Source organism: Pseudomonas sp. 10(2024), from assembly GCF_045164175.1.
GTDB classification, from domain to species: Bacteria; Pseudomonadota; Gammaproteobacteria; order Pseudomonadales; family Pseudomonadaceae; genus Aquipseudomonas; species Aquipseudomonas alloputida.
Genome location: NZ_CP174006.1, coordinates 5,776,949 through 5,797,418 on the forward strand (window position 1 = coordinate 5,776,949; position 20,470 = coordinate 5,797,418).

Consider the following 20,470-nt stretch of genomic DNA (forward strand, 5'->3'; position numbering starts at 1 on the left):
ACGACCCCACACAGGAAAGGGGTATTGCCGACTCAATGCACTGCGCTGGATCAAAAGTTTGAAGGCGTCGCCGCACTGATCAGCCGCGCCGGCTGGTCGAATGGGTTGCGGAAGCGATGTGGGCGGGTGCTTTCGAAGTAGTAGCTGTCGCCTTCTTCGAGAACGAAAATCTCGTTGCCGACCACCAGCTCCAGGCGGCCTTCAAGCAGGATACCGGTCTCCTCGCCGTCGTGGGTGAGCATCTCGGCACCGGTGTCCGCACCTGGCGGGTACACCTCGGTCAGAAAAGCGATGGCACGGTTGGGGTGCGACTTGCCCACCAGCTTCATGGTCACAGCACCGTCCGAGATATCAATCAGCTCATGGGCCTTGTAGACGATCTGAGTGGGGCTTTGGGGCTCCAGCTCGACCGAAAAGAATTCGACCATGGACATGGGAATGCCGCTCAGCACTTTGCGCAGCGAGCTGATAGAGGGGCTTACGCTGTTCTTCTCGATCATCGAGATGGTGCTGTTGGTCACGCCAGCACGCTTGGCGAGTTCGCGCTGCGACAGGCCCTTGAGCTTGCGGATGGCTTGCAGTCGTTCGCCGACGTCCAAAGCTGGAGCCTCCTGAAACGGTGAAAGGCGGGTGGATGTGAACGATATCATGGCAATGCCGTTCAGTATTTACAACACACCGCCCCCAACCTGTCCGCTTCAGCGTCTCATTCGCCGATGTAGTCCCGTGGTACCCGCTTCAGGTTACAGAAGATCTGATAGGGAATAGTGCCCGCATGCGCGGCCACTTCACTGGCCAGCACCTGCTTGCCCCAGAATTCGACCGGGCTGCCGACAGTGGCTTGCGGTACGTCGGTGAGGTCGATGCTGAGCATGTCCATCGACACCCGGCCGATCAGCTGGGTGCGCTTGCCAGCGACCAGCACCGGGGTGCCGTTGGGCGCCTGGCGCGGGTAGCCATCGGCATAGCCCATGGCGACCACACCCACGCGGGTCGGCCGAGGGCTGACGAACTTGGCACCATAGCCAACCGGCTCGCCGGCAGGCAGCTCGCGCACGCTGATCACCCGCGATTGCAGGGTCATCACCGGTTGCAGGCGTGCGGCCTCGGCCTGCGCCACTTCGAACGGCGTGGCGCCGTACAGCATCAGGCCTGGGCGTACCCAGTCGCTGGGCGCTTGCGGCCAGCCCAGCACGCCGGGCGAGTTACGCAGGCTGCATTCGGCGGCCAGGCCCTGTCGGGCAGCTTCGAACACAGCGATTTGCTGGGAGGTAGCGTCAGCGTCCAGTTCGTCGGCGCGAGCGAAGTGGCTCATCAACACGATGCGCGAAACCTTGCCGCTGGCCAGCAGTCGCTGGTAGGCATCGTGGTAGTCCTTGGGGTGCAGGCCAACGCGGTGCATGCCACTGTCCAGCTTCAGCCAGACGTTGAGCGGTTTGTGCAGCGGGGTTTTATCGATGGCTTCCAGTTGCCACAGCGAGTGCACCACGCACCACAGGTCGTGCTCGGCGATCAGCGCCAGTTCGCTGGCTTCGAAAAAACCTTCCAGCAGCAGTACCGGGGCTTTGATACCGGCGGCGCGCAGTTCCAGCGCCTCTTCGATGCAGGCCACGGCAAAGCCGTCGGCTTCGGCCTCCAGGGCCAGGGCGCAGCGCACGGCGCCGTGGCCGTAGGCATCGGCCTTGATCACGGCGAGGGCTTTGGCACCCGTCAGTTCACGGGCCAGACGGTAGTTGTGGCGCAGGGCCTGGAGGTCGATCAGGGCGCGGGCGGGACGCATGGCGGCTGCCTTATGGTGGTTCGGGTTGAAATCGGTGGTGGATTCTTCGCGGGCTTGCCCGCTCCCACAGGTAGTGCACAGCGTTCAAAAGCTGTGGTGTACCTGTGGAATGGGCCGGCACAGGCTATTACTGCTGGTGAACCGGCGCGCTTTGCCCGTGCTTGGCCACTTCCCGGCTGTTGCCATAACGGGAGATATCCAGGCCTTCGGCACTGATCTGCGGCTTCTTGCGCGCAATCAGGTCGGCCAGCAGGCGGCCGGAACCGCACGCCATGGTCCAGCCCAAGGTACCGTGACCGGTGTTCAGGAACAGGTTGCGGAACGCCGTGGCACCCACGATCGGTGTGCCGTCCGGGGTCGCCGGGCGCAAGCCGGTCCAGAAGCTGGCCTGGCTCAGGTCACCGCCGCGAGGATAAAGGTCGTTGACGATCATCTCCAGCGTTTCGCGCCGACGCGGGTTCAGCGACAGGTCAAAACCAGCGATTTCAGCCATGCCCCCAACGCGGATGCGGTTGTCGAAACGGGTGATGGCAACCTTGTAGGTCTCGTCGAGAATGGTCGAAGTCGGGGCCATGTCGCTGTTGGTGATCGGCACGGTCAGCGAATAGCCTTTCAGCGGATACACCGGAGCCTTGATGCCCAGCGGCTTGAGCATCTGTGGCGAGTAGCTGCCCAGTGCCAGCACGTAGCGGTCTGCCGTTTCCAGCTTGCCGTCGATCCACACGCCATTGATGCGGTCACCCGCGAAGTCCAGGCGCTGGATATCCTGGCCGAAGCGGAACTCCACGCCCAGCTTCAACGCCATGTCGGCAAGCTTGGTGGTAAACAGCTGGCAGTCGCCAGTCTGGTCGTTCGGCAGGCGCAGGGCGCCGGCCAGGATATCTTTCACGCCGGCCAGGGCGGGTTCGACGCGGGCAATGCCGTCGCGGTCGAGCAGCTCGTAGGGCACACCGGACTGTTCGAGTACGGCAATGTCCTTGGCCGCAGCATCGACCTGGGCCTGGGTGCGGAACAGCTGGGTGGTGCCCAGGCTGCGGTTTTCGTAGTTGATGCCGGTTTCGGCGCGCAGCTCGTCGAGGCAGTCACGGCTGTACTCGGACAGGCGCACCATGCGCTCCTTGTTCACCGCGTAGCGGCTGGCAGTGCAGTTGCGCAGCATCTGTGCCATCCACAGGTACTGGTCGACATCGCCCGTGAGCTTGATGGCCAGGGGGGCGTGACGCTCCAGCAGCCACTTGATGGCTTTGAGCGGTACGCCAGGGGCAGCCCAGGGCGAGGCATAGCCGGGCGAGATCTGGCCGGCGTTGGCAAAGCTGGTTTCCATGGCCACCGCCGGCTGGCGGTCGACCACCGTGACTTCGAAACCTTGCCGGGCCAGGTAGTAGGCACTGGCGGTTCCGATTACACCGCTACCAAGTACCAGAACTCGCATCGTTTTATCCCTCACACGCGGCGCGCCGCACACTTTTATTGAAATGGCATGAATGGGCGCAGTATAGGAATTTGAGACCAGTGCAATTCACTATATAAAAGCCTATTATTGGCGAGAATTCTCGGCAAAATCGCCTTTCACGGAGGGGCATCCCCTATGAGAACCCAGCACCAGACCAAGCGTGAACTGGACAAGATCGACCGCAACATCCTGCGTATCCTGCAGAATGACGGGCGTATTTCCTTCACCGAACTGGGCGAGAAAGTTGGGCTGTCCACCACCCCTTGCACCGAGCGGGTTCGCCGCCTGGAGCGCGAGGGCATCATCATGGGCTACAACGCCCGCCTGAACCCGCAGCACCTCAAGGGCAGCCTGCTGGTGTTCGTGGAAATCAGCCTGGACTACAAGTCGGGCGATACCTTCGAGGAGTTCCGCCGCGCGGTCTTGAAGCTGCCCCACGTGCTGGAATGCCACCTGGTGTCGGGCGACTTCGACTACCTGGTGAAAGCGCGTATTTCGGAAATGGCCTCATACCGCAAGCTGCTCGGCGACATCCTGCTGAAACTGCCGCACGTGCGCGAATCGAAGAGCTACATCGTGATGGAAGAGGTGAAGGAGAGCCTCTGCCTGCCGATCCCGGACTGAGGCTAGACCAGCACCTGGCGGGTGGTGGCAATGAACTGGTGGACCAACTGTTCAGCGGCGGGGTCGATCATCGGTTCAGGGCCACGACCACGCGGGCAGGCCATGCGCGGGGTGGTGCCGAACAGCCGGCAGATCATCGGCCGTTCTTCATACACCGTGCAGCCGTTGGGGCCCAAGTGCACGCAGTCCAGACGCTCCAGAGCAGCGTCCTGCTCGGCCTGGGACTTGCGCGGCAGGCGGGCCATTTCCTCCGCCGAGGTGGTGACCGGGCCGCAGCAGTCGTGGCAGCCGGGCTCGCACTCGAAAGAGGGGATGAGTTCGCGCAGGAAGTGGATCTTGTGGCGGTTGCAGGACATGACGGGATACAAGCTGACAAAGTGATTGGATTATAGGCTTATTCGCGGGTTAACCCGCGAACGAGTATGAAGCCCTCGCTGGTTGCCCGGCCGCGATGGCACAGCTTATCCTCGTCCCCCCTCCATTTTTCAGGGCCGCCCCAATGATCCACAGCGCGCAGCACGCCGCCTCCTATTACGCCGCCAGCAGCGCGCCACACCCCGACCACGCCTTCCTGCAAGGCGAACACATCGCCGACGTGTGCATCATTGGCGGCGGCTACTCGGGCCTGAACACCGCCATCGAGCTGGCCGAGCGTGGTTTCTCGGTCATCCTGCTGGAAGCGCGCAAACTTGGCTGGGGCGCCAGTGGGCGCAATGGCGGGCAACTGATCCGAGGGGTCGGCCATGGTCTGGAGCAGTTCCTCCCGGTCATCGGCGAAGAAGGCGTGCGCACCATGAAGCTAATGGGCCTGGAGGCCGTACAGATCGTGCGCGAGCGGGTAGAAAAGCATGCTATCGCCTGCGACCTGGCCTGGGGCTACTGCGACCTGGCCAACAAACCCGCCGAGCTGCTGGGCTTTGCCGAAGACGCCGAGGAGCTGCGCAGTCTGGGCTATGCACATGAGCTGCGGCTGGTCGGCAAGGACGATATCCACAGCGTGGTGGGTGCCGACTGCTATGTGGGGGGGCTGGTCGACATGGGCTCCGGGCATCTGCATCCGCTCAATCTGGCACTGGGTGAAGCCGCCGCAGCCGCCCGCCTGGGCGTGAAGTTGTTCGAGCAATCCGAAGTCACCCGCATCGACTACGGCACTGAAGTAAAGGTGCATACTGCCCAAGGCCGGGTACGCGCCAAGACCCTGGTACTGTGCTGCAACGCCTACCACAACGACCTCAATCGCGAGCTGGGCGGCAAGGTGCTGCCGGCCGGCAGCTACATCATCGCCACCGAGCCGCTGGGCGAAGAACGCGCACGCGCATTGCTGCCGCAGAATATGGCGGTGTGTGACCAGCGCGTGGCGCTGGACTACTACCGCCTGTCCGCCGACCACCGCCTGCTGTTTGGCGGTGCCTGCCACTATTCAGGCCGCGACCCGAAGGACATCGCCGCCTATATGCGGCCGAAGATGCTCAAGGTGTTCCCGCAGCTTGCCGACGTGCGCATCGACTACCAGTGGGGCGGCATGATCGGCATTGGTGCCAATCGCCTGCCGCAGGTTGGCCGCCTGGCCAGCCAGCCGAACGTGTATTACGCCCAGGCCTACTCGGGCCATGGGCTCAACGCCACCCACCTGGCCGCGCGCCTGCTGGGTGAAGCCATCAGTGGCCAGGAAAGCGGGCGCTTCGACCTTTTCAACAAGGTGCCGCACATCACCTTCCCTGGCGGCAAGCACCTGCGCTCGCCACTGCTGGCGCTGGGGATGCTGTGGCATCGCCTGAAAGAGCTGGCCTGAAAGTCCCCATCCTTGTGGCAGCAACTGTCTTGCTTAAAATCTAAAAGCTGACGCGCCCCCTGTGGGAGCGGGCGTGCCCGCGAACACGGGCGAAGCCCGTGCCATCCTCCGCGACTTCTGCTTCGCGGGCATGCCCGCTCCCACAGGGTCGGTGCAAGTTTTAAGTCTGGGGCACAACAGGCCCTCCTGCGACCATCGTGTCAGTCCTTCCAGAAGGGTTTCCGCCCTTCGATCCGGGCCTGCTCCCAGCTCAGCCCGACATCGCGCAACTCGGCATCGGTCAGCTGCAACAACGCCCTGCGGGTATGCCAGCGATGCAGCATCAGCCCCCAACGCCCCAAACCCTCTGGCGCGTTGAACACCTTGGCCTGCTGCCCGGCTTCCAGTTCCTTGGCCAACAGTTGCAAGCGCACATCGCTCATGCCACCCATCACCGCATCCTCCCGTTCAGTTGTTACCGTGGAGAAAGCATGCGCGTCGGCACCCTCGACAATACAGATCCAATACAGGCTTATTATTCCCATACAGAATTGGCCGCTGGCCGACTGAATGCTGTATTTTCAGCCCAACTGTACCGGTCGCTATGCCAATGCAGCACAGGAGTATGCCTTGACCCTCTACCTGAATCTCGCCGAAATACTCGGCGCCCGCATCGAGCAGGGCCTCTATCGCCCTGGCCAGCGCCTGCCGTCTGTACGCGCACTGAGTGAGGAGCACGGGGTCAGCCTGAGCACCGTGCAGCAGGCCTATCGCATGCTCGAAGACAGCGGCATGGTCTCGCCGCGGCCCAAGTCCGGCTACTTCGTCAGCGATCAACGGCAGTTGCCGGCACTGCCCGCAGTCAGCCGCCCGGCCCAGCGCCCGGTGGACATCTCGCAATGGGAGCAGGTGCTGGAGCTGGTGCGCAGTACGCCGCGCCATGATGTGGTGCAACTCGGCCGCGGCATGCCCGACATCGACAGCCCTACCCTGAAGCCGCTGCTGCGCAGCCTTGCCCAGTTGAGCCGGCGCCAGGACATGCCTGGCCTGTACTACGACAACATCCACGGTAACCTGGCCCTGCGCGAACAGGTGGCCCGGCTGATGCTCGACTCCGGCTGCCGCCTGGGGCCGGCCGACCTGGTGATCACCACCGGCTGCCATGAGGCGCTGTCATGCAGCATCCGCGCAGTCTGCGAGCCAGGCGACATCGTCGCGGTCGACTCGCCCAGCTTCCACGGCGCCATGCAAACCCTCAAAGGCTTGGGCATGAAAGCGCTGGAAATCCCCACCGACCCGGTCACCGGCATCAGCCTGGAGGCGCTGGAGCTGGCCCTGGAGCAGTGGCCGATCAAGCTCATTCAGATCACCCCCAGCTGCAACAACCCGCTGGGCTACATCATGCCTGAGGCACGCAAGAAGGCCCTGCTGAGCCTCGCCCAACGCTATGACGTGGCGATTCTGGAAGACGATGTGTACGGCGACCTGGCCTATACCTACCCACGCCCACGCACCCTGAAGTCGTTCGACGACGATGGCCGCGTGCTGCTCTGCAGTTCGTTCTCCAAAACCCTCGCGCCCGGCCTGCGGATCGGCTGGGTGGCGCCCGGGCGCTACCTGGAGCGCGTGCTGCACATGAAATACATCAGCACCGGCAGCACCGCCAGCCAGCCTCAGCTGGCCATCGCTGACTTCATCGCCGCCGGGCACTACCAGCCCCATGTACGGCGCATGCGCAGCCAGTACCAGCGTGGCCGCGACCTGATGGGCGACTGGGTGACCCGCTACTTCCCGGCGGGCACCCGGGTCAGCCGGCCCCAGGGCGGCTTCATGCTGTGGGTGGAATTACCCGAACATCTCGATACGCTTCGGCTGAACCGCGCTTTACTGGAGCAGGGCGTGCAGGTTGCCGTGGGCAGCATCTTTTCGGCCTCGGGCAAGTTTCGCCACTGCCTGCGCATGAATTTCGCCGCCAGGCCAACGCCGCAAATCGAAGCCTCCGTGCGCAAGGTTGGTGAAACCGCCCTTCGTCTACTGGATGACGAAAGCGCCGACGCGTAACTTTGCGCCGCCCGTCACGGTCAAACCCCTAAAGCCCTTGCTGTAACAGGACGGTCCACCCTTGAGACTCCAGCGAGCCTTGCCTCTGCTGCTGGTGTTGTTGCTCGGCCTTGCCGGTTGCACAAGCATCAGCGCGCCCCGGGAAACCAGCCAGGCGTTGCCTGCCCACGAATCGGCCTTCGGCCGCTCGGTGCTGCGCCAGGCCGCGCCCTATGGCGGCCGCTCGGGCTTTCGCCTGCTGCCCAACAGCAACGAGGCATTTCGCGCCCGCGCCGAACTGATACGCAATGCCCAGGCGAGCATCGACCTGCAGTACTACATCGTCCACGACGGCCTCAGTACCCGCGCCCTTGTGCATGAACTGCTGCGCGCCGCCGACCGTGGCGTGCGCGTGCGCATCCTGCTCGACGACACCACCAGCGACGGCCTGGACACCGTCATGGGCACCCTCGATGCCCACCCGAACATCCACATTCGCGTGTTCAACCCACTGCATCTGGGGCGCAGTACCGGCGTTACGCGCGCCGTGGGCCGGCTGTTCAACTTGTCGCGCCAGCACCGACGCATGCACAACAAGCTGTTCCTGGTGGACAACAGCATGGCCATCGTCGGCGGTCGCAACCTGGGCGACGAGTATTTCGATGCCGAGCCCAACCTCAACTTCACCGACATCGATCTGCTGGGCGTGGGCCCGGTGGCCGAGCAGTTGGGGCACAGCTTCGACCAGTACTGGAATAGCGCCCTCAGCCGGCCGATCACCGATTTCCTCTGGCATGACCCGGATGCCAACGACCTGCGGGCCAGCCGCCAGCGCCTGGAAGTGTCGCTGGCCAAAGCCAGGACCCAGCGCAAGGCCCTGTACGACCGCTTGATGGCCTATCAGTCGCAGCCGCGCCTGGATGTGTGGCGCAACGAGCTGATCTGGGCTCACGCACAGGCGCTATGGGATGCTCCCAGCAAGGTGTTGGCCGAAGACGAACCGGACCCGCAATTACTGCTGAGCCAGCAACTGGCTCCGGACCTGGCTAACGTGCACCGCGAGTTGGTCCTGGCATCGGCCTACTTTGTACCGGGCGAACCGGGGCTGCTGTACCTGACCGGCCGCGCCGACGCTGGCGTTTCGGTGAAGTTGCTGACCAACTCGCTTGAAGCCACCGACGTGCCGGCAGTGCATGGCGGCTATGCCCCCTATCGTCGAGCCTTGCTTGAGCACGGGGTGCAGCTTTACGAGCTTCGCCGCCAGCCAGGCGACCCCAGCGCGGGGCGATTGAGTTTTCGTGGCAGCTCGGATTCGAGCCTGCACACCAAGGCGATCGTGTTCGACCGGCGCAAGACCTTCATCGGCTCGTTCAACTTCGACCCGCGCTCGGTATTGTGGAACACCGAGGTCGGGGTACTGGTGGACAGCCCGGAGCTGGCCGAATACACCCGCGAGCTGGCCCAGCAGGGTATGGCGCCTGCGCTGAGCTATCAGGTGAAACTGGTAGGCAACAAGCTGGTGTGGGCGACCGAGGACAATGGCCAACGGCACGTGCTGACGTCTGAGCCGGGTGGGGTCTGGCGGCGGTTCAATGCCTGGATCAGCAAGGCGGTTGGCTTGGAGAAGATGCTATAGCGGCGATTCCGGGGCCTTGCGGCCCCAAAAATCATCAGGCAGAAACCGGCTCAAAGGCTCCGCGCCGCCGGGTCAATACCACCAACCCCGCAGCCCCGGCCGCCATCAGGAACAGCAACGCATGCCCGCTGATCCACTGGCTCCCCGCCCCCGCCAACAACGGCCCGAGCAAACAGCCAATGCCCCACAGCTGAGCCACGTGGGCATTGGCCCGTACCAGCTCATCATCGCGGTAGCGCTCACCGATCAGCACCAGCGACAAGGTGAACAAGCCGCCGGCACTGGCGCCGAACAACACCCACAACGGCCAGATAACCGGGGTGTGCAACAGCAGCGGGATCGCCAGGCTGGACACCAGCAGGGTCACCGCACAGCCAGTGAACAGGGTACGTCGCGACATATGGTCGGCCAGCGCGCCGATGGGCAATTGCAGCACCGCATCACCCACCACCACGGTACTCACCATGAACAAGGCGATTTCGGTGCTGAAACCCTGCTGCAGGCAATACACCGGCAGCAAGGTGAGGATCATCGCCTCGAACGAGGCGAACAGGGCAATGGCCCAGGCAATTACCGGCAAGCGTCGGCAGAAGGCGAACAGGTCGCCAAAGGTGACACTGCAGGCTTCCGTGCTCGGCGCTCCACCACGCCCCAGCAGAACCAGCGGCGCGGCCAGCAGCAGGCCGGTCGCCGCCCAGAAGCCGAAGTCGTCATCAGAGCCGAGGAAACCCAGCACCAACGGCCCGGCCAACTGGCTCAGGGCGTAGCTGCTGCCATACAGCGCCACCAACCGGCCACGCCACTGTTCGACCACCAGTTGGTTGATCCAGCTTTCGCCAAGGATGAACACCACGGTCAGAGACATGCCGATCATCAGCCGCAGCAGCAGCCATAACGGGTAACTAGGCAGCAGCGCGAGTAGGCCAATCGACAGCGCCCCGCCCCACAGGCATAGGCGCATCGCCGAAGGTACGCCAACCCAACCTGCCAGGCGGCTGGCCAGGCTGGCGCCGGCCAGTACGCCCAACGCCGGCATTGCCGCCATCACGCCGATGGCGAAGCTGCCGTAGCCCCAGGCCTCCAGGCGCAGGGACACCAGCGGCATGCTCACGCCAAGCGCCAGCCCGACACTGAGCACCGATGCCAGTACGGCGAAGTAGGTACCCCAACGCATTACAGCCTCCCAGCCAATATTTCCAGGGGCCCATTTGCGGGCAAGCCCGCTCCTGCAACGGTCGCGAAGACCTGCAGGAGCGGGCTTGCCCGCGAAAAGGACCTACCGGGTTACAGCTTGATCCAGGTCGCCTTCAGCTCGGTGTACTTCTCCAGTGCGTGCAGCGACTTGTCACGGCCGTTGCCCGACTGTTTGAAGCCACCGAACGGCGCGGTCATGTCGCCACCATCGTACTGGTTGACCCAGACGCTGCCTGCACGCACGGCACGGGCGGTCTTGTGGGCTTTGGAAATGTCCGAAGTCCAGATACCAGCGGCCAAGCCATACGGGGTGTCGTTGGCAATGGCCACGGCTTCTTCGGCGGTGTCGAATGCAATCACCGACAGCACCGGGCCGAAGATTTCTTCCTGGGCAATGCGCATGGCGTTAGTCACGCCGTCGAAGATGGTCGGCTCGACGTAGGTGCCGCCGGTCTCTTCCAAGGTGCGCTTGCCGCCGGCCAGCAGCTTGGCGCCGTCCTTGTGGCCAGCCTCGATGTACGACAGCACGGTGTTCATCTGCTGGGTATCGACCAAGGCACCGACAGTGGTCTGCGGGTCCAGCGGGTTGCCTGGCTTCCAGCCCTTCAGGGCCTCTACCACCATCGGCAGGAACTTGTCCTTGATCGAACGCTCGACCAGCAGGCGGGAACCTGCAGTGCACACTTCGCCCTGGTTGAAGGCGATGGCGCTGGCGGCGGCCTCGGCGGCTGCTTGCAGGTCCGGGGCGTCGGCAAAGACGATGTTCGGGCTCTTGCCACCGGCTTCCAGCCAGATGCGTTTCATGTTCGATTCGCCCGCGTAAACCATCAGCTGCTTGGCGATCTTGGTCGACCCGGTGAACACCAGGGTGTCCACGTCCATGTGCAGGGCCAGTGCCTTGCCCACGGTGTGGCCATAGCCTGGCAGCACGTTCAGCACGCCAGCCGGGATACCGGCTTCGATCGCCAGTTGGGCGATGCGGATGGCAGTCAGCGGCGATTTTTCGGACGGTTTGAGCACGACCGAGTTACCGGTGGCCAGTGCAGGGCCGAGTTTCCAGCAGGCCATCAGCAGCGGGAAGTTCCACGGCACGATGGCACCAACCACACCCACGGGTTCGCGGGTAACCAGGCCAAGCTGGTCATGCGGGGTCGGGGCAACTTCGTCGTAGACCTTGTCGATGGCTTCGGCAGTCCAGTGAATGGCTTGGGCCGCACCTGGGATGTCGATGCTGGAGGAGTCGCCGATCGGCTTGCCCATGTCCAGCGTTTCCAACAGCGCCAGCTCTTCAACGTTCTTGCGCAGCAGGTCGGCGAAGCGGATCAGCTTGGCCTTGCGCTTGGCGGGGGCCAGCTGCGACCACACGCCGGAGTTGAAGGTGGCACGGGCGTTTTCAACAGCGCGGTTGGCATCGGCCAGGTCGCAGCTGGCAACCTTGGCCAGGAAGCGTCCGTCGACCGGGCTCAGGCACTCGAAGGTTTCACCGGATACGGCATCGGTGTATTCGCCGTTGATGAAGGCACGGCCTTCGATCTTCAGTTGCTGGGCACGTTGTTCCCAGTCCGCACGGGTCAGGGTGGTCATACGAAACTCCTCCTCTTGTTTAGGTGCAACGCCGCACTGAGGACTCACAGGCGTTGTCAGAATTCTGGCCGGGCGCCACGCGCACACTGGCAAGCGATACCCTAAACCAGCCGGTGTAAACTATCAATATATTTGACACGAGAGGCTCAAAAGCCTACTGATGTTAATTTTATTAAACAACAACAGGAGCCGAACCATGAGTATTGATAGCATCATCGACTTCGCGCAGGTCATCACCGAGGCCGAACGCTACCGCCCGGCTGCAGAGAAAATCCTCAAGGGCGAGCCGGACCAGGCGGTCTACAACCACTATTCCAGCCCGTGCGGGCAGTTTGCCGCTGGCGTATGGGAAGGTGAGGTGGGTCAGTGGACAGTGAACTACACCGAGCACGAATACTGCGAGATCGTTCAGGGCGTTTCGGTGCTGCGCGACCAGGACGGTGGGGCGAAAACCCTGCGTGCCGGCGATCGGTTCGTCATCCCCGCCGGCTTCAAAGGCACTTGGGAGGTGCTGGAGCCGTGCCGCAAGATCTATGTGATGTTCGAGCAGAAATAACTATGTAGCGCAGGGAGTTTGCAGGCATGCGTGAGGATGACCCTGCCCGTTTCGGGCCATTCAGCCTCACAAGGAAAATCAGCATGACCAACGAAGAAGTTCTGCAAACCCTCGCCCACCTGGTCGGCACCCGCTACGTGCCGGAGCTGAAAGAAACCATCCGCGCCCTCACCGGGCGCGCTCGCGTTGTTGGCCCCAACGAGATATCCACCCGCGACTACGACGCCGCGCGCATCCAGATCAAGGCCGACGCCGACCTGATGATCCAGAGCTTCAGCTTCAACTGACCCTGACAGCAGCTAAAAAAAAACCCGCTTCCTTTCGGATGCGGGTTTTTTTCAGGTCGCCGATCAATTACTTGATCTTGGCTTCCTTGTACACCACGTGCTTGCGAACAACCGGATCATATTTCTTGATCTCGATTTTGTCCGGGGTGGTGCGCTTGTTCTTGTCGGTGGTGTAGAAGTGGCCGGTACCGGCACTCGAAACCAGACGGATCAATTCACGCATGATGCTCTCCCTTAAACCTTGGCGCCAGCTTTACGGATGTCAACCAGAACGGCGTCGATGCCGCGCTTGTCGATGATACGCATGCCTTTGGCGGAAACGCGCAGACGCACGAAACGCTTCTCGGATTCAACCCAGAAACGGTGGTGCTGCAGGTTCGGCAGGAAACGACGACGGGTTTTGTTGTTTGCGTGGGAAATGTTGTTCCCGGTTACTGGACCCTTACCAGTAACTTGACAGACTCTCGACATGACTCAGCCCTCTAAAACCACATGCCCAACCCGGCATGGGTTGGCCGCTTAATCTCTCAGTCTTTGGCGCCTGGGCGCCGTGATTCTGGAGGCCTTATCGACCGGATCCGCTTATGCGACAGGCCGAGCCCCTAGAAAAGAGCGCTGCTTTATACCAGAAAGACTTGGCTGCAACAACAGTAGATGCACATTACCGCTAGCCAGAACGCGCCGGGCCAGCATAGCGGCAGGCCCCGCCAGTCGTCGACCGCTCGTCGCAAGATTTGCAAAAAAGGGTGTGGTCATTTGCCGGCGGGCGCACTAGGGTAAGCCTTTTCCAGACTGCACTGGCAGATGGGCCACTGACAGCCAAGGAGCCACCATGCGTGTCGCCGCACTTTCCTTATTGTTCACCACCCTGTTCGCCGCTGGCGCTGCCCAGGCCGCTCCGCTGAGCGTTTGCAGCGAGGCCAGCCCCGAAGGCTTCGACGTGGTGCAGTACAATTCGCTCACCACCACCAACGCCACCGCCGACGTGCTGATGAACCGCCTGGTGGAGTTCGATGCGGCACAAGGCAAGGTGGTGCCGAGCCTGGCGACCAGCTGGACGGTATCGGCCGACGGCCTGGTGTATGACTTCACCCTGCGCGATGACGTCAAGTTTCACAGCACCCCCTACTTCAAGCCAAGCCGCAAGCTGAATGCCGACGACGTGCTGTTCAGCTTCCAGCGCATGCTCTACCCGGCCCATGCCTGGCACAAGACTGCGCCGGGCGGCTACCCGCATGCCCAATCGCTACAGCTGGGCAGCCTGATCAAAGCGATCGAGGCACCGTCGCCGAACACCGTGCGCTTCACCCTCAGCCACCCGGACGCCACCTTCCTGGCCACCCTGAGCATGGGCTTCGCCTCGATCTACTCCGCCGAATACGCCGACAAGCTGCTCAAGGCCGGTACGCCGGAGAAGCTCAACAACCAACCGATCGGCACCGGGCCGTTCGTGTTCCAGCGTTTCCAGAAAGACGCCGTGGTGCGCTACCGCGCCAACCCGGACTACTTCGCCGGCAAGCCGGCGGTCGACCCGCTGATCTTCGCCATCACCACCGATGCCAACGTGCGCCTGCAGAAGCTCAAGCGTGGCGAGTGCCAGGTTGCCCTGTCGCCCAAGCCGTTGGACATTGCCGAAGCGGGCCAGGACGGTAACCTCAAGGTGGCCACCACCCCGGCATTCATGACTGCCTTCGTCGCCATCAACAGCCAGCACCCGCCGCTGGACAAGCCGGAAGTGCGTCAGGCGATCAACCTGGCCTTCGACAAGCAAGCCTACCTCAAGGCCGTGTTCGAAGACTCTGCGGTGGCTGCCAATGGCCCCTACCCGCCCAATACCTGGAGCTACGCCAAGGACCTGCCCGGCTACCCGCTGGACCTGAAGAAAGCCAAGGCCCTGCTGGCCAAGGCCGGCCTGGCCGAAGGCTTCAGTACCACCATCTGGACCCGGCCCTCGGGTAGCCTGCTCAACCCCAACCCCAGCCTTGGCGCGCAGATGCTGCAAGCCGACCTGGCGAAGATTGGCGTTAAAGCGGAGATCCGCGTGATCGAATGGGGCGAGCTTATCCGCCGCGCCAAGGCCGGCGAGCATGACTTGCTGTTCATGGGCTGGGCGGGCGACAACGGCGACCCGGACAACTTCCTCAGCCCGCAGTTTTCCTGTGCGGCGGTCGAGTCAGGGACCAACTTCGCACGCTTCTGCGACAGCCGCCTCGACCAGCTGATCAGCGCCGGGCGCACCACCAACGACCAGAGCGTGCGCAGCCGGCTGTACCAGCAGGCGCAGACACTGATCCAGCAGCAGGCGCTGTGGGTGCCACTGGCGCACCCAACGGCGGCGACCTTGCTGCGCCAAGGCGTCGAGGGGTACCAGGTGAGCCCGTTCGGGCGGCTGGATTTCAGCAAGGTGACGGTGACCAAGTAAGCCTGTACCGGCCTCTTCGCGGGTAAACCCGCTCCTACAGGACAGCGCCAGCCTGGCAGTTGACGCTACCCCTGTAGGAGCGGGTTTACCCGCGAAAGGGCCCGTACTGACCCTATAAGGCTCTCAGTACTCCCTCAGGCCACAATCCACCCATGCTCGACCATCGACAATGGCTCCCCGTCACCGATGATGATGTGGTCCAGCACCCGCACGTCGATCAACGCCAATCCCCGCTTCAACGACAGGGTCAAATGCACATCGTCCTGACTCGGTTCACTGATCCCTGAAGGATGGTTGTGGCACAGGATCAATGCCGCAGCGTTGTGCACCAACGCCCGCCGCACCACCTCTCGCGGATAGACACTCGCCCGATCTATCGTGCCCCTGAACAGGATCTCAAATGCCAGTGGCCGGTGCTTGGTATCGAGAAACAGACACCCGAACACCTCGCTGGCCTCATGCCTGAGCATGGCTTTCAAGTAGCGTCGCACCGCTGCCGGGCTGTCCATGGCAGACTCCCGCTCAATCGACGTTGCAAGGTGCCTGCGGCCGATCTCAAGCAGTGCCTGCAGCTGGCTGTACCTCACCGGGCCCAACCCAAGCTCGCCGACGAAGGCCTCGCGGTCAGCCTCCAGCAACCGGCGCAAGCTGCCGAACTTCACCAACAAGCCTCGCGAAAGCTCCACGACATTACGCCCACGTACGCCTGAGCCGAGAAAAACGGCCAGCAGCTCCGTATCTGTCAGGCTCCCTGCCCCTCGCTGCAACAACTTCTCCCTAGGCCGTTCTTCCGCCGGCCACTCCCTGATGTTCATTCCACCCCTGCCTTTGCTGCGGCCCATTTCGGCCCTGTGTTAATCTATTTCGCCTCGTACATGCGACGTTCCGCCGCAGGCATTTCAAACGTCGTCGCCCGCTCTCACTGGAAAAAGGCAAGCCTATGCAGCGGCTGTATCGCAAGCGCATCGTTCTCGGCGTGGGTGGCGGCATTGCCGCCTACAAAAGCGCCGAGCTGATTCGCCGTCTCCTGGAGCACGGCGCGCAGGTGCGCGTCGTCATGACCCGGGGTGGTGCAGAATTCATCACCCCGCTGACCCTGCAGGCGCTGTCGGGCCACCCCGTACACATGGACCTGCTCGACCCGGCCGCCGAAGCAGCCATGGGCCATATCGAACTGGCCAAGTGGGCGGACCTGGTGCTGATCGCCCCAGCCACCGCCGACCTCATGGCACGCATGGCCCAGGGCATGGCAGACGACCTGCTGACCACGCTGGTGCTGGCCACTGACGCCACCGTCGCCGTGGCGCCGGCGATGAACCAGGCCATGTGGCGTGACCCGGCCACCCAAGCCAACCTCGAGCTGCTCAAGAGCCGTGGCATTCAGGTGTTCGGCCCGGCATCCGGCAGCCAGGCCTGTGGCGACGTCGGCCTGGGGCGCATGCTCGAAGCCACCGACCTGGCCTGGTGCGCCGCGGAAAGCTTCAAGCGCCAGGCACTGACCGGCAAGCACGTGCTGATCACCGCCGGGCCGACCCAGGAAAACATCGACCCGGTGCGCTACATCACCAATCATAGCTCCGGCAAGATGGGCTTCGCCCTGGCCGAAGCGGCCGCCGAAGCAGGGGCTCGGGTGACCCTCGTCACAGGCCCTGTGCACTTGCCAACCCCTGACCGGGTCAGCCGCATCGACGTCGTCAGCGCGCGGGACATGCTCGCAGCCTGTGAAGCGGCCATGCCGTGCGACCTGTTCATCGCCTCGGCAGCGGTTGCGGACTACCGCCCCGAAGTGGTTGCCACACAAAAACTGAAGAAAGATCCTACGACCGGCGACGGCATGCTGCTGCAGATGGTGCGTAATCCCGATATCCTTGCCACCATTGCTGGCCGCGCCGACCGCCCGTTCAGCGTCGGCTTTGCCGCCGAAACCGAGCACCTGCTCGATTACGCCACGCGCAAGCTCAAGGACAAGAACCTCGACCTGATTGTCGCCAATGATGTGGCCAACCCCAGCATCGGCTTCAACAGCGAAGAAAACGCCTTGACCGTGATCGACCGCCAGCAGCACCAGACCCTCTTCGCGCAGACCAGCAAGGGCAAGATCGCCCGGCAACTGGTCGCCTTCATCGCCGAACGGCTCAACCAGGTTCAATAAGTTACATGCACGCTCTTCAAGCCAAGATCCTCGACCCACGCCTGGGCAGCGAATTCCCGCTACCCGCATACGCTACCCCCGGCTCCGCCGGCCTCGACCTGCGCGCCCTGCTCAAGGAAGACACCATCCTCGAACCGGGCCAGACCATCCTGATTCCTACCGGCCTGTCGATCTACATCGGCGACCCGGGCCTGGCGGCAGTCATCCTGCCGCGCTCGGGCCTGGGCCATAAGCACGGCATCGTGCTGGGCAACCTGGTCGGCCTGATCGATTCGGACTACCAGGGCGAACTGATGGTGTCGTGCTGGAACCGCGGCAACACACCGTTCACCATCGCGGTTGGCGAGCGCATCGCCCAGCTGGTGCTGGTGCCGGTGGTGCAGGCTCACTTCGAAATCGTCGAAGCGTTCGACGAAAGCCAGCGTGGCGCTGGCGGCTTCGGTCACTCCGGCAGCCACTGAGCCGGCAAATGACCGTTCAGGCCAAGGATGGCGAACTCTCTGGCGAAACCACCGTCCAAGCGTTCAGTTTGCGCCTGCCCAGAAAGCCTTTGACTAATGGAGCTTCCAGAGATGAACGACATGGCCCACCTGGTCCCCGCCGCATTGCCCGACAGCATTTTCCGCGCATATGACATCCGCGGCGTGGTCGGCAAGACCCTTCACGCCGAAACCGCCTACTGGATCGGCCGCGCCATCGGCGCGCAAAGCCTGGCCCAGGGCGAACCGCAGGTTTCGGTAGGGCGCGATGGCCGCCTGTCGGGCCCGATGCTGGTGGAACAGCTGATCAAAGGCCTGGTCGATGCGGGCTGCCACGTCAGCGACGTCGGCCTGGTGCCTACCCCGGCGCTGTACTACGCAGCCAACGTGCTGGCCGGCAAGTCCGGTGTGATGCTGACCGGCAGCCACAACCCGTCGGACTACAACGGTTTCAAGATCGTCATCGCCGGTGACACCCTGGCCAACGAACAGATCCAGGCCCTGCTGACCCGCCTGAAAACCAACGACCTGACCCTGGCCCAAGGCCGCGTGGAAAAGGTCGAGATCCTCGACCGCTACTTCAAGCAGATCGTCGGCGACGTGAAGCTGGCGAAAAAGCTGAAGGTGGTGGTGGACTGCGGCAACGGCGCCGCTGGCGTGGTTGCACCGCAACTGATCGAAGCCCTGGGCTGCGAAGTGATCCCGCTGTTCTGCGAGGTCGACGGCAACTTCCCCAACCACCACCCGGACCCGGGCAAGCCGGAAAACCTCGAGGACCTGATCGCCAAGGTCAAGGAAACCGGTGCCGATATCGGTCTGGCCTTCGACGGTGACGGCGACCGCGTCGGCGTGGTGACCAACACCGGCAGCATCGTCTACCCCGACCGCCTGCTGATGCTGTTTGCCCAGGACGTGCTGTCGCGCAACCCGGGCGCCGAGATCATCTTCGACGTCAAATGCACCCGCCGCCTGACCCCGTTGGTCGAACAGCACGGTGGCCGCGCCTTGATGTGGAAAACCGGCCATTCGCTGATCAAGAAGAAAATGAAGCAGACCGGTTCGCTGCTGGCAGGCGAGATGAGCGGTCACATCTTCATCAAGGAACGCTGGTACGGTTTTGACGACGGTATCTATAGCGCCGCGCGCCTGCTGGAGATCCTCAGCAAGACCGAGCAGAGCGCCGAAAACCTGTTTGCCGCCTTCCCGAACGACATTTCCACGCCGGAAATCAATATTGATGTGACCGACGAGGGTAAATTCAGCATCATTGATGCACTGCAACGCGACGCCGACTGGGGCGAAGCCAACCTGACCACCATCGACGGTGTGCGGGTCGACTACGCCAACGGCTGGGGCCTGGTTCGCGCCTCCAACACCACCCCGGTGCTGGTGCTGCGTTTCGAGGCCGACAGCGACGCCGAATTGCAACGTATCAAGGATGTTTTCCGCACCCAGTTGCTGCGGGTAGAGCCTGAGCTGCAACTGCCGTTCTGACCGACTATCTGTTCCTTACAGGAGCCCTGCATGACCCTCGATCGCGATGCCGCTTCCCATGTAGCCGAGGTTTTGTCCGAAGCACTGCCTTACATTCGCCGCTTTGTCGGCAAGACCCTGGTGATCAAGTACGGCGGCAACGCGATGGAGAGCGAGGAGCTCAAGACGGGCTTCGCCCGTGACATCGTGCTGATGAAGGCTGTGGGCATCAACCCGGTGGTAGTCCACGGCGGTGGCCCGCAGATCGGTGACCTGCTCAAGCGCCTGTCGATCGAAAGCCACTTCATCGACGGCATGCGCGTCACCGATTCGGCGACCATGGACGTTGTGGAGATGGTGCTGGGCGGCCAGGTCAACAAGGACATCGTCAACCTGATCAACCGCCACGGCGGCAGCGCCATCGGCCTGACCGGCAAGGACGCGGAGCTGATTCGCGCCCGCAAGCTGACTGTCAGCCGCCAGACGCCTGAGATGACCACTCCGGAAATCATCGACATCGGCCACGTGGGCGAAGTGGTGAGCGTGAACACCGACCTGTTGAACATGCTGGTGAAGGGCGACTTCATCCCTGTCATCGCGCCAATCGGCGTGGGTGCCAACGGCGAGTCGTACAACATCAACGCCGACCTGGTGGCGGGCAAGGTGGCCGAAGCGCTGAAGGCCGAGAAGCTGATGCTGCTGACCAACATCGCCGGCCTGATGGACAAACAGGGTCAGGTGCTGACTGGCCTGACCACCGAGCAGGTCAACGAACTGATCGCTGACGGCACCATTTATGGCGGCATGCTGCCGAAGATCAAGTGCGCGCTGGATGCGGTGCAGGGCGGCGTGAACAGCTCGCACATCATCGATGGCCGCGTGCCGAATGCAGTGCTGCTGGAGATCTTCACCGACAGCGGCGTGGGCACCCTGATTACCAACCGCAAGCCGCGCTGATTGATCGGTTAGCCTGCACTGGCCTCTTCGCGGGTAAACCCGCTCCTACAAAGGAAATCCCC

20 protein-coding genes and 1 pseudogene are annotated in these 20,470 nt (G+C 63.0%); 11 read left to right on the forward strand and 10 right to left on the reverse strand.

All coding sequences use genetic code 11. From position 1 onward, the window contains the following. Positions 1-50 precede the first annotated feature (50 nt). From ACI7M0_RS26055 to dadA, 3 genes are all read right to left on the reverse strand, one after another. Positions 51-599: a cupin domain-containing protein gene (locus ACI7M0_RS26055; RefSeq protein WP_003253526.1), complete on the reverse strand. Its 549-nt coding sequence runs from the start codon at positions 597-599 to the stop codon at positions 51-53. A 107-nt stretch (positions 600-706) separates the two neighbouring features. Beyond that, a complete protein-coding gene (gene alr, locus ACI7M0_RS26060) occupies positions 707-1,780 on the reverse strand; it encodes an alanine racemase (RefSeq protein ID WP_129931884.1) in 1,074 nt (357 codons plus the stop codon). 127 nt (positions 1,781-1,907) lie between these two features. Further along, on the reverse strand, positions 1,908-3,212 hold the full coding sequence (gene dadA / locus ACI7M0_RS26065; protein ID WP_014592842.1) for a D-amino acid dehydrogenase: 1,305 nt from the start codon (positions 3,210-3,212) through the stop codon (positions 1,908-1,910). Positions 3,213-3,368: 156 nt separating this feature from the next. Between dadA and ACI7M0_RS26070 the strand changes: the two genes are divergently transcribed. Further along, positions 3,369-3,857 carry an Lrp/AsnC ligand binding domain-containing protein gene (locus ACI7M0_RS26070; RefSeq protein WP_003253520.1) on the forward strand — a complete coding sequence of 163 codons (489 nt, stop codon included), beginning with the start codon at positions 3,369-3,371 and terminating at the stop codon, positions 3,855-3,857. Positions 3,858-3,859: 2 nt separating this feature from the next. Here the strand turns inward: ACI7M0_RS26070 and ACI7M0_RS26075 are convergent, their stop codons facing one another. Continuing rightward, a complete protein-coding gene (locus ACI7M0_RS26075; protein WP_003253518.1) occupies positions 3,860-4,213 on the reverse strand; it encodes a YkgJ family cysteine cluster protein in 354 nt (117 codons plus the stop codon). A gap of 143 nt (positions 4,214-4,356) precedes the next feature. On the opposite strand from ACI7M0_RS26075, the gene ACI7M0_RS26080 reads away from it, so the two are divergent. Continuing rightward, complete coding sequence (locus tag ACI7M0_RS26080; protein ID WP_129931883.1) at positions 4,357-5,649, forward strand: FAD-binding oxidoreductase; 1,293 nt, start codon at positions 4,357-4,359, stop codon at positions 5,647-5,649. 200 nt (positions 5,650-5,849) lie between these two features. Here the strand turns inward: ACI7M0_RS26080 and ACI7M0_RS26085 are convergent, their stop codons facing one another. Then, positions 5,850-6,080 carry a DUF1127 domain-containing protein gene (locus ACI7M0_RS26085; protein WP_020193660.1) on the reverse strand — a complete coding sequence of 77 codons (231 nt, stop codon included), beginning with the start codon at positions 6,078-6,080 and terminating at the stop codon, positions 5,850-5,852. Positions 6,081-6,258: 178 nt separating this feature from the next. Between ACI7M0_RS26085 and ACI7M0_RS26090 the strand changes: the two genes are divergently transcribed. Further along, positions 6,259-7,689 carry a PLP-dependent aminotransferase family protein gene (locus tag ACI7M0_RS26090; RefSeq protein WP_162497232.1) on the forward strand — a complete coding sequence of 477 codons (1,431 nt, stop codon included), beginning with the start codon at positions 6,259-6,261 and terminating at the stop codon, positions 7,687-7,689. A 61-nt stretch (positions 7,690-7,750) separates the two neighbouring features. Next, positions 7,751-9,304 (forward strand): phospholipase D family protein, encoded by a 1,554-nt coding sequence (locus tag ACI7M0_RS26095; protein WP_129931882.1) that lies wholly within the window; start codon positions 7,751-7,753, stop codon positions 9,302-9,304. A 34-nt stretch (positions 9,305-9,338) separates the two neighbouring features. Here ACI7M0_RS26095 and ACI7M0_RS26100 read toward each other — a convergent pair whose 3' ends face one another. Further along, positions 9,339-10,478 carry an MFS transporter gene (locus ACI7M0_RS26100; RefSeq protein WP_003253511.1) on the reverse strand — a complete coding sequence of 380 codons (1,140 nt, stop codon included), beginning with the start codon at positions 10,476-10,478 and terminating at the stop codon, positions 9,339-9,341. A gap of 110 nt (positions 10,479-10,588) precedes the next feature. Beyond that, a complete protein-coding gene (locus ACI7M0_RS26105; protein ID WP_010955785.1) occupies positions 10,589-12,082 on the reverse strand; it encodes an aldehyde dehydrogenase in 1,494 nt (497 codons plus the stop codon). 196 nt (positions 12,083-12,278) lie between these two features. On the opposite strand from ACI7M0_RS26105, the gene ACI7M0_RS26110 reads away from it, so the two are divergent. Both ACI7M0_RS26110 and ACI7M0_RS26115 read left to right on the forward strand, forming a co-directional pair. Continuing rightward, on the forward strand, positions 12,279-12,638 hold the full coding sequence (locus ACI7M0_RS26110) for a cupin domain-containing protein (protein ID WP_003258971.1): 360 nt from the start codon (positions 12,279-12,281) through the stop codon (positions 12,636-12,638). Between the two features lie 83 nt (positions 12,639-12,721). After that, a complete protein-coding gene (locus tag ACI7M0_RS26115; protein ID WP_064493079.1) occupies positions 12,722-12,925 on the forward strand; it encodes a hypothetical protein in 204 nt (67 codons plus the stop codon). Positions 12,926-12,992: 67 nt separating this feature from the next. Here ACI7M0_RS26115 and rpmG read toward each other — a convergent pair whose 3' ends face one another. Next, the gene (gene rpmG, locus ACI7M0_RS26120) at positions 12,993-13,148 is read right to left on the reverse strand and encodes a 50S ribosomal protein L33 (RefSeq protein WP_003253507.1); all 156 of its coding nucleotides are present in this window, start codon (positions 13,146-13,148) and stop codon (positions 12,993-12,995) included. Positions 13,149-13,159: 11 nt separating this feature from the next. Then, a complete protein-coding gene (gene rpmB, locus ACI7M0_RS26125) occupies positions 13,160-13,396 on the reverse strand; it encodes a 50S ribosomal protein L28 (RefSeq protein ID WP_003253504.1) in 237 nt (78 codons plus the stop codon). A 361-nt stretch (positions 13,397-13,757) separates the two neighbouring features. On the opposite strand from rpmB, the gene ACI7M0_RS26130 reads away from it, so the two are divergent. Continuing rightward, positions 13,758-15,347, forward strand: a complete 1,590-nt coding sequence (locus tag ACI7M0_RS26130) for an ABC transporter substrate-binding protein (RefSeq protein WP_129931881.1) — start codon at positions 13,758-13,760, stop codon at positions 15,345-15,347. A gap of 134 nt (positions 15,348-15,481) precedes the next feature. Here the strand turns inward: ACI7M0_RS26130 and radC are convergent, their stop codons facing one another. Beyond that, positions 15,482-16,162: a DNA repair protein RadC gene (radC, locus tag ACI7M0_RS26135; RefSeq protein ID WP_020190327.1), complete on the reverse strand. Its 681-nt coding sequence runs from the start codon at positions 16,160-16,162 to the stop codon at positions 15,482-15,484. Positions 16,163-16,287: 125 nt separating this feature from the next. Here radC and coaBC point away from each other — a divergent pair, with 125 nt between their 5' ends. The 4 genes and pseudogenes from coaBC (at position 16,288) to argB (ending at position 20,408) form a co-directional block, all read left to right on the forward strand. Continuing rightward, the gene (gene coaBC / locus ACI7M0_RS26140; RefSeq protein WP_003253409.1) at positions 16,288-17,499 is read left to right on the forward strand and encodes a bifunctional phosphopantothenoylcysteine decarboxylase/phosphopantothenate--cysteine ligase CoaBC; all 1,212 of its coding nucleotides are present in this window, start codon (positions 16,288-16,290) and stop codon (positions 17,497-17,499) included. 5 nt (positions 17,500-17,504) lie between these two features. Next, positions 17,505-17,960 (forward strand): dUTP diphosphatase, encoded by a 456-nt coding sequence (dut, locus tag ACI7M0_RS26145; RefSeq protein ID WP_064493082.1) that lies wholly within the window; start codon positions 17,505-17,507, stop codon positions 17,958-17,960. Between the two features lie 144 nt (positions 17,961-18,104). Beyond that, positions 18,105-19,472: pseudogene (locus tag ACI7M0_RS26150) on the forward strand (phosphomannomutase/phosphoglucomutase); the annotation flags it as partial. A 30-nt stretch (positions 19,473-19,502) separates the two neighbouring features. After that, positions 19,503-20,408 carry an acetylglutamate kinase gene (gene argB / locus ACI7M0_RS26155; RefSeq protein ID WP_004575216.1) on the forward strand — a complete coding sequence of 302 codons (906 nt, stop codon included), beginning with the start codon at positions 19,503-19,505 and terminating at the stop codon, positions 20,406-20,408. Positions 20,409-20,470: the final 62 nt, after the last annotated feature.

Coding starts and splice junctions, on each gene's coding strand:
- alr (WP_129931884.1), bottom strand. CDS start 1,780: ATGCGTCCCGCCCGCGCCCTGATCGACCTCCAGGCCCTGCGCCACAAC.
- dadA (WP_014592842.1), bottom strand. CDS start 3,212: ATGCGAGTTCTGGTACTTGGTAGCGGTGTAATCGGAACCGCCAGTGCC.
- ACI7M0_RS26070 (WP_003253520.1), top strand. CDS start 3,369: ATGAGAACCCAGCACCAGACCAAGCGTGAACTGGACAAGATCGACCGC.
- ACI7M0_RS26075 (WP_003253518.1), bottom strand. CDS start 4,213: ATGTCCTGCAACCGCCACAAGATCCACTTCCTGCGCGAACTCATCCCC.
- ACI7M0_RS26080 (WP_129931883.1), top strand. CDS start 4,357: ATGATCCACAGCGCGCAGCACGCCGCCTCCTATTACGCCGCCAGCAGC.
- ACI7M0_RS26085 (WP_020193660.1), bottom strand. CDS start 6,080: ATGGGTGGCATGAGCGATGTGCGCTTGCAACTGTTGGCCAAGGAACTG.
- ACI7M0_RS26100 (WP_003253511.1), bottom strand. CDS start 10,478: ATGCGTTGGGGTACCTACTTCGCCGTACTGGCATCGGTGCTCAGTGTC.
- ACI7M0_RS26105 (WP_010955785.1), bottom strand. CDS start 12,082: ATGACCACCCTGACCCGTGCGGACTGGGAACAACGTGCCCAGCAACTG.
- ACI7M0_RS26110 (WP_003258971.1), top strand. CDS start 12,279: ATGAGTATTGATAGCATCATCGACTTCGCGCAGGTCATCACCGAGGCC.
- ACI7M0_RS26115 (WP_064493079.1), top strand. CDS start 12,722: ATGACCAACGAAGAAGTTCTGCAAACCCTCGCCCACCTGGTCGGCACC.
- rpmG (WP_003253507.1), bottom strand. CDS start 13,148: ATGCGTGAATTGATCCGTCTGGTTTCGAGTGCCGGTACCGGCCACTTC.
- rpmB (WP_003253504.1), bottom strand. CDS start 13,396: ATGTCGAGAGTCTGTCAAGTTACTGGTAAGGGTCCAGTAACCGGGAAC.
- ACI7M0_RS26130 (WP_129931881.1), top strand. CDS start 13,758: ATGCGTGTCGCCGCACTTTCCTTATTGTTCACCACCCTGTTCGCCGCT.
- radC (WP_020190327.1), bottom strand. CDS start 16,162: ATGAACATCAGGGAGTGGCCGGCGGAAGAACGGCCTAGGGAGAAGTTG.
- coaBC (WP_003253409.1), top strand. CDS start 16,288: ATGCAGCGGCTGTATCGCAAGCGCATCGTTCTCGGCGTGGGTGGCGGC.
- dut (WP_064493082.1), top strand. CDS start 17,505: ATGCACGCTCTTCAAGCCAAGATCCTCGACCCACGCCTGGGCAGCGAA.
- argB (WP_004575216.1), top strand. CDS start 19,503: ATGACCCTCGATCGCGATGCCGCTTCCCATGTAGCCGAGGTTTTGTCC.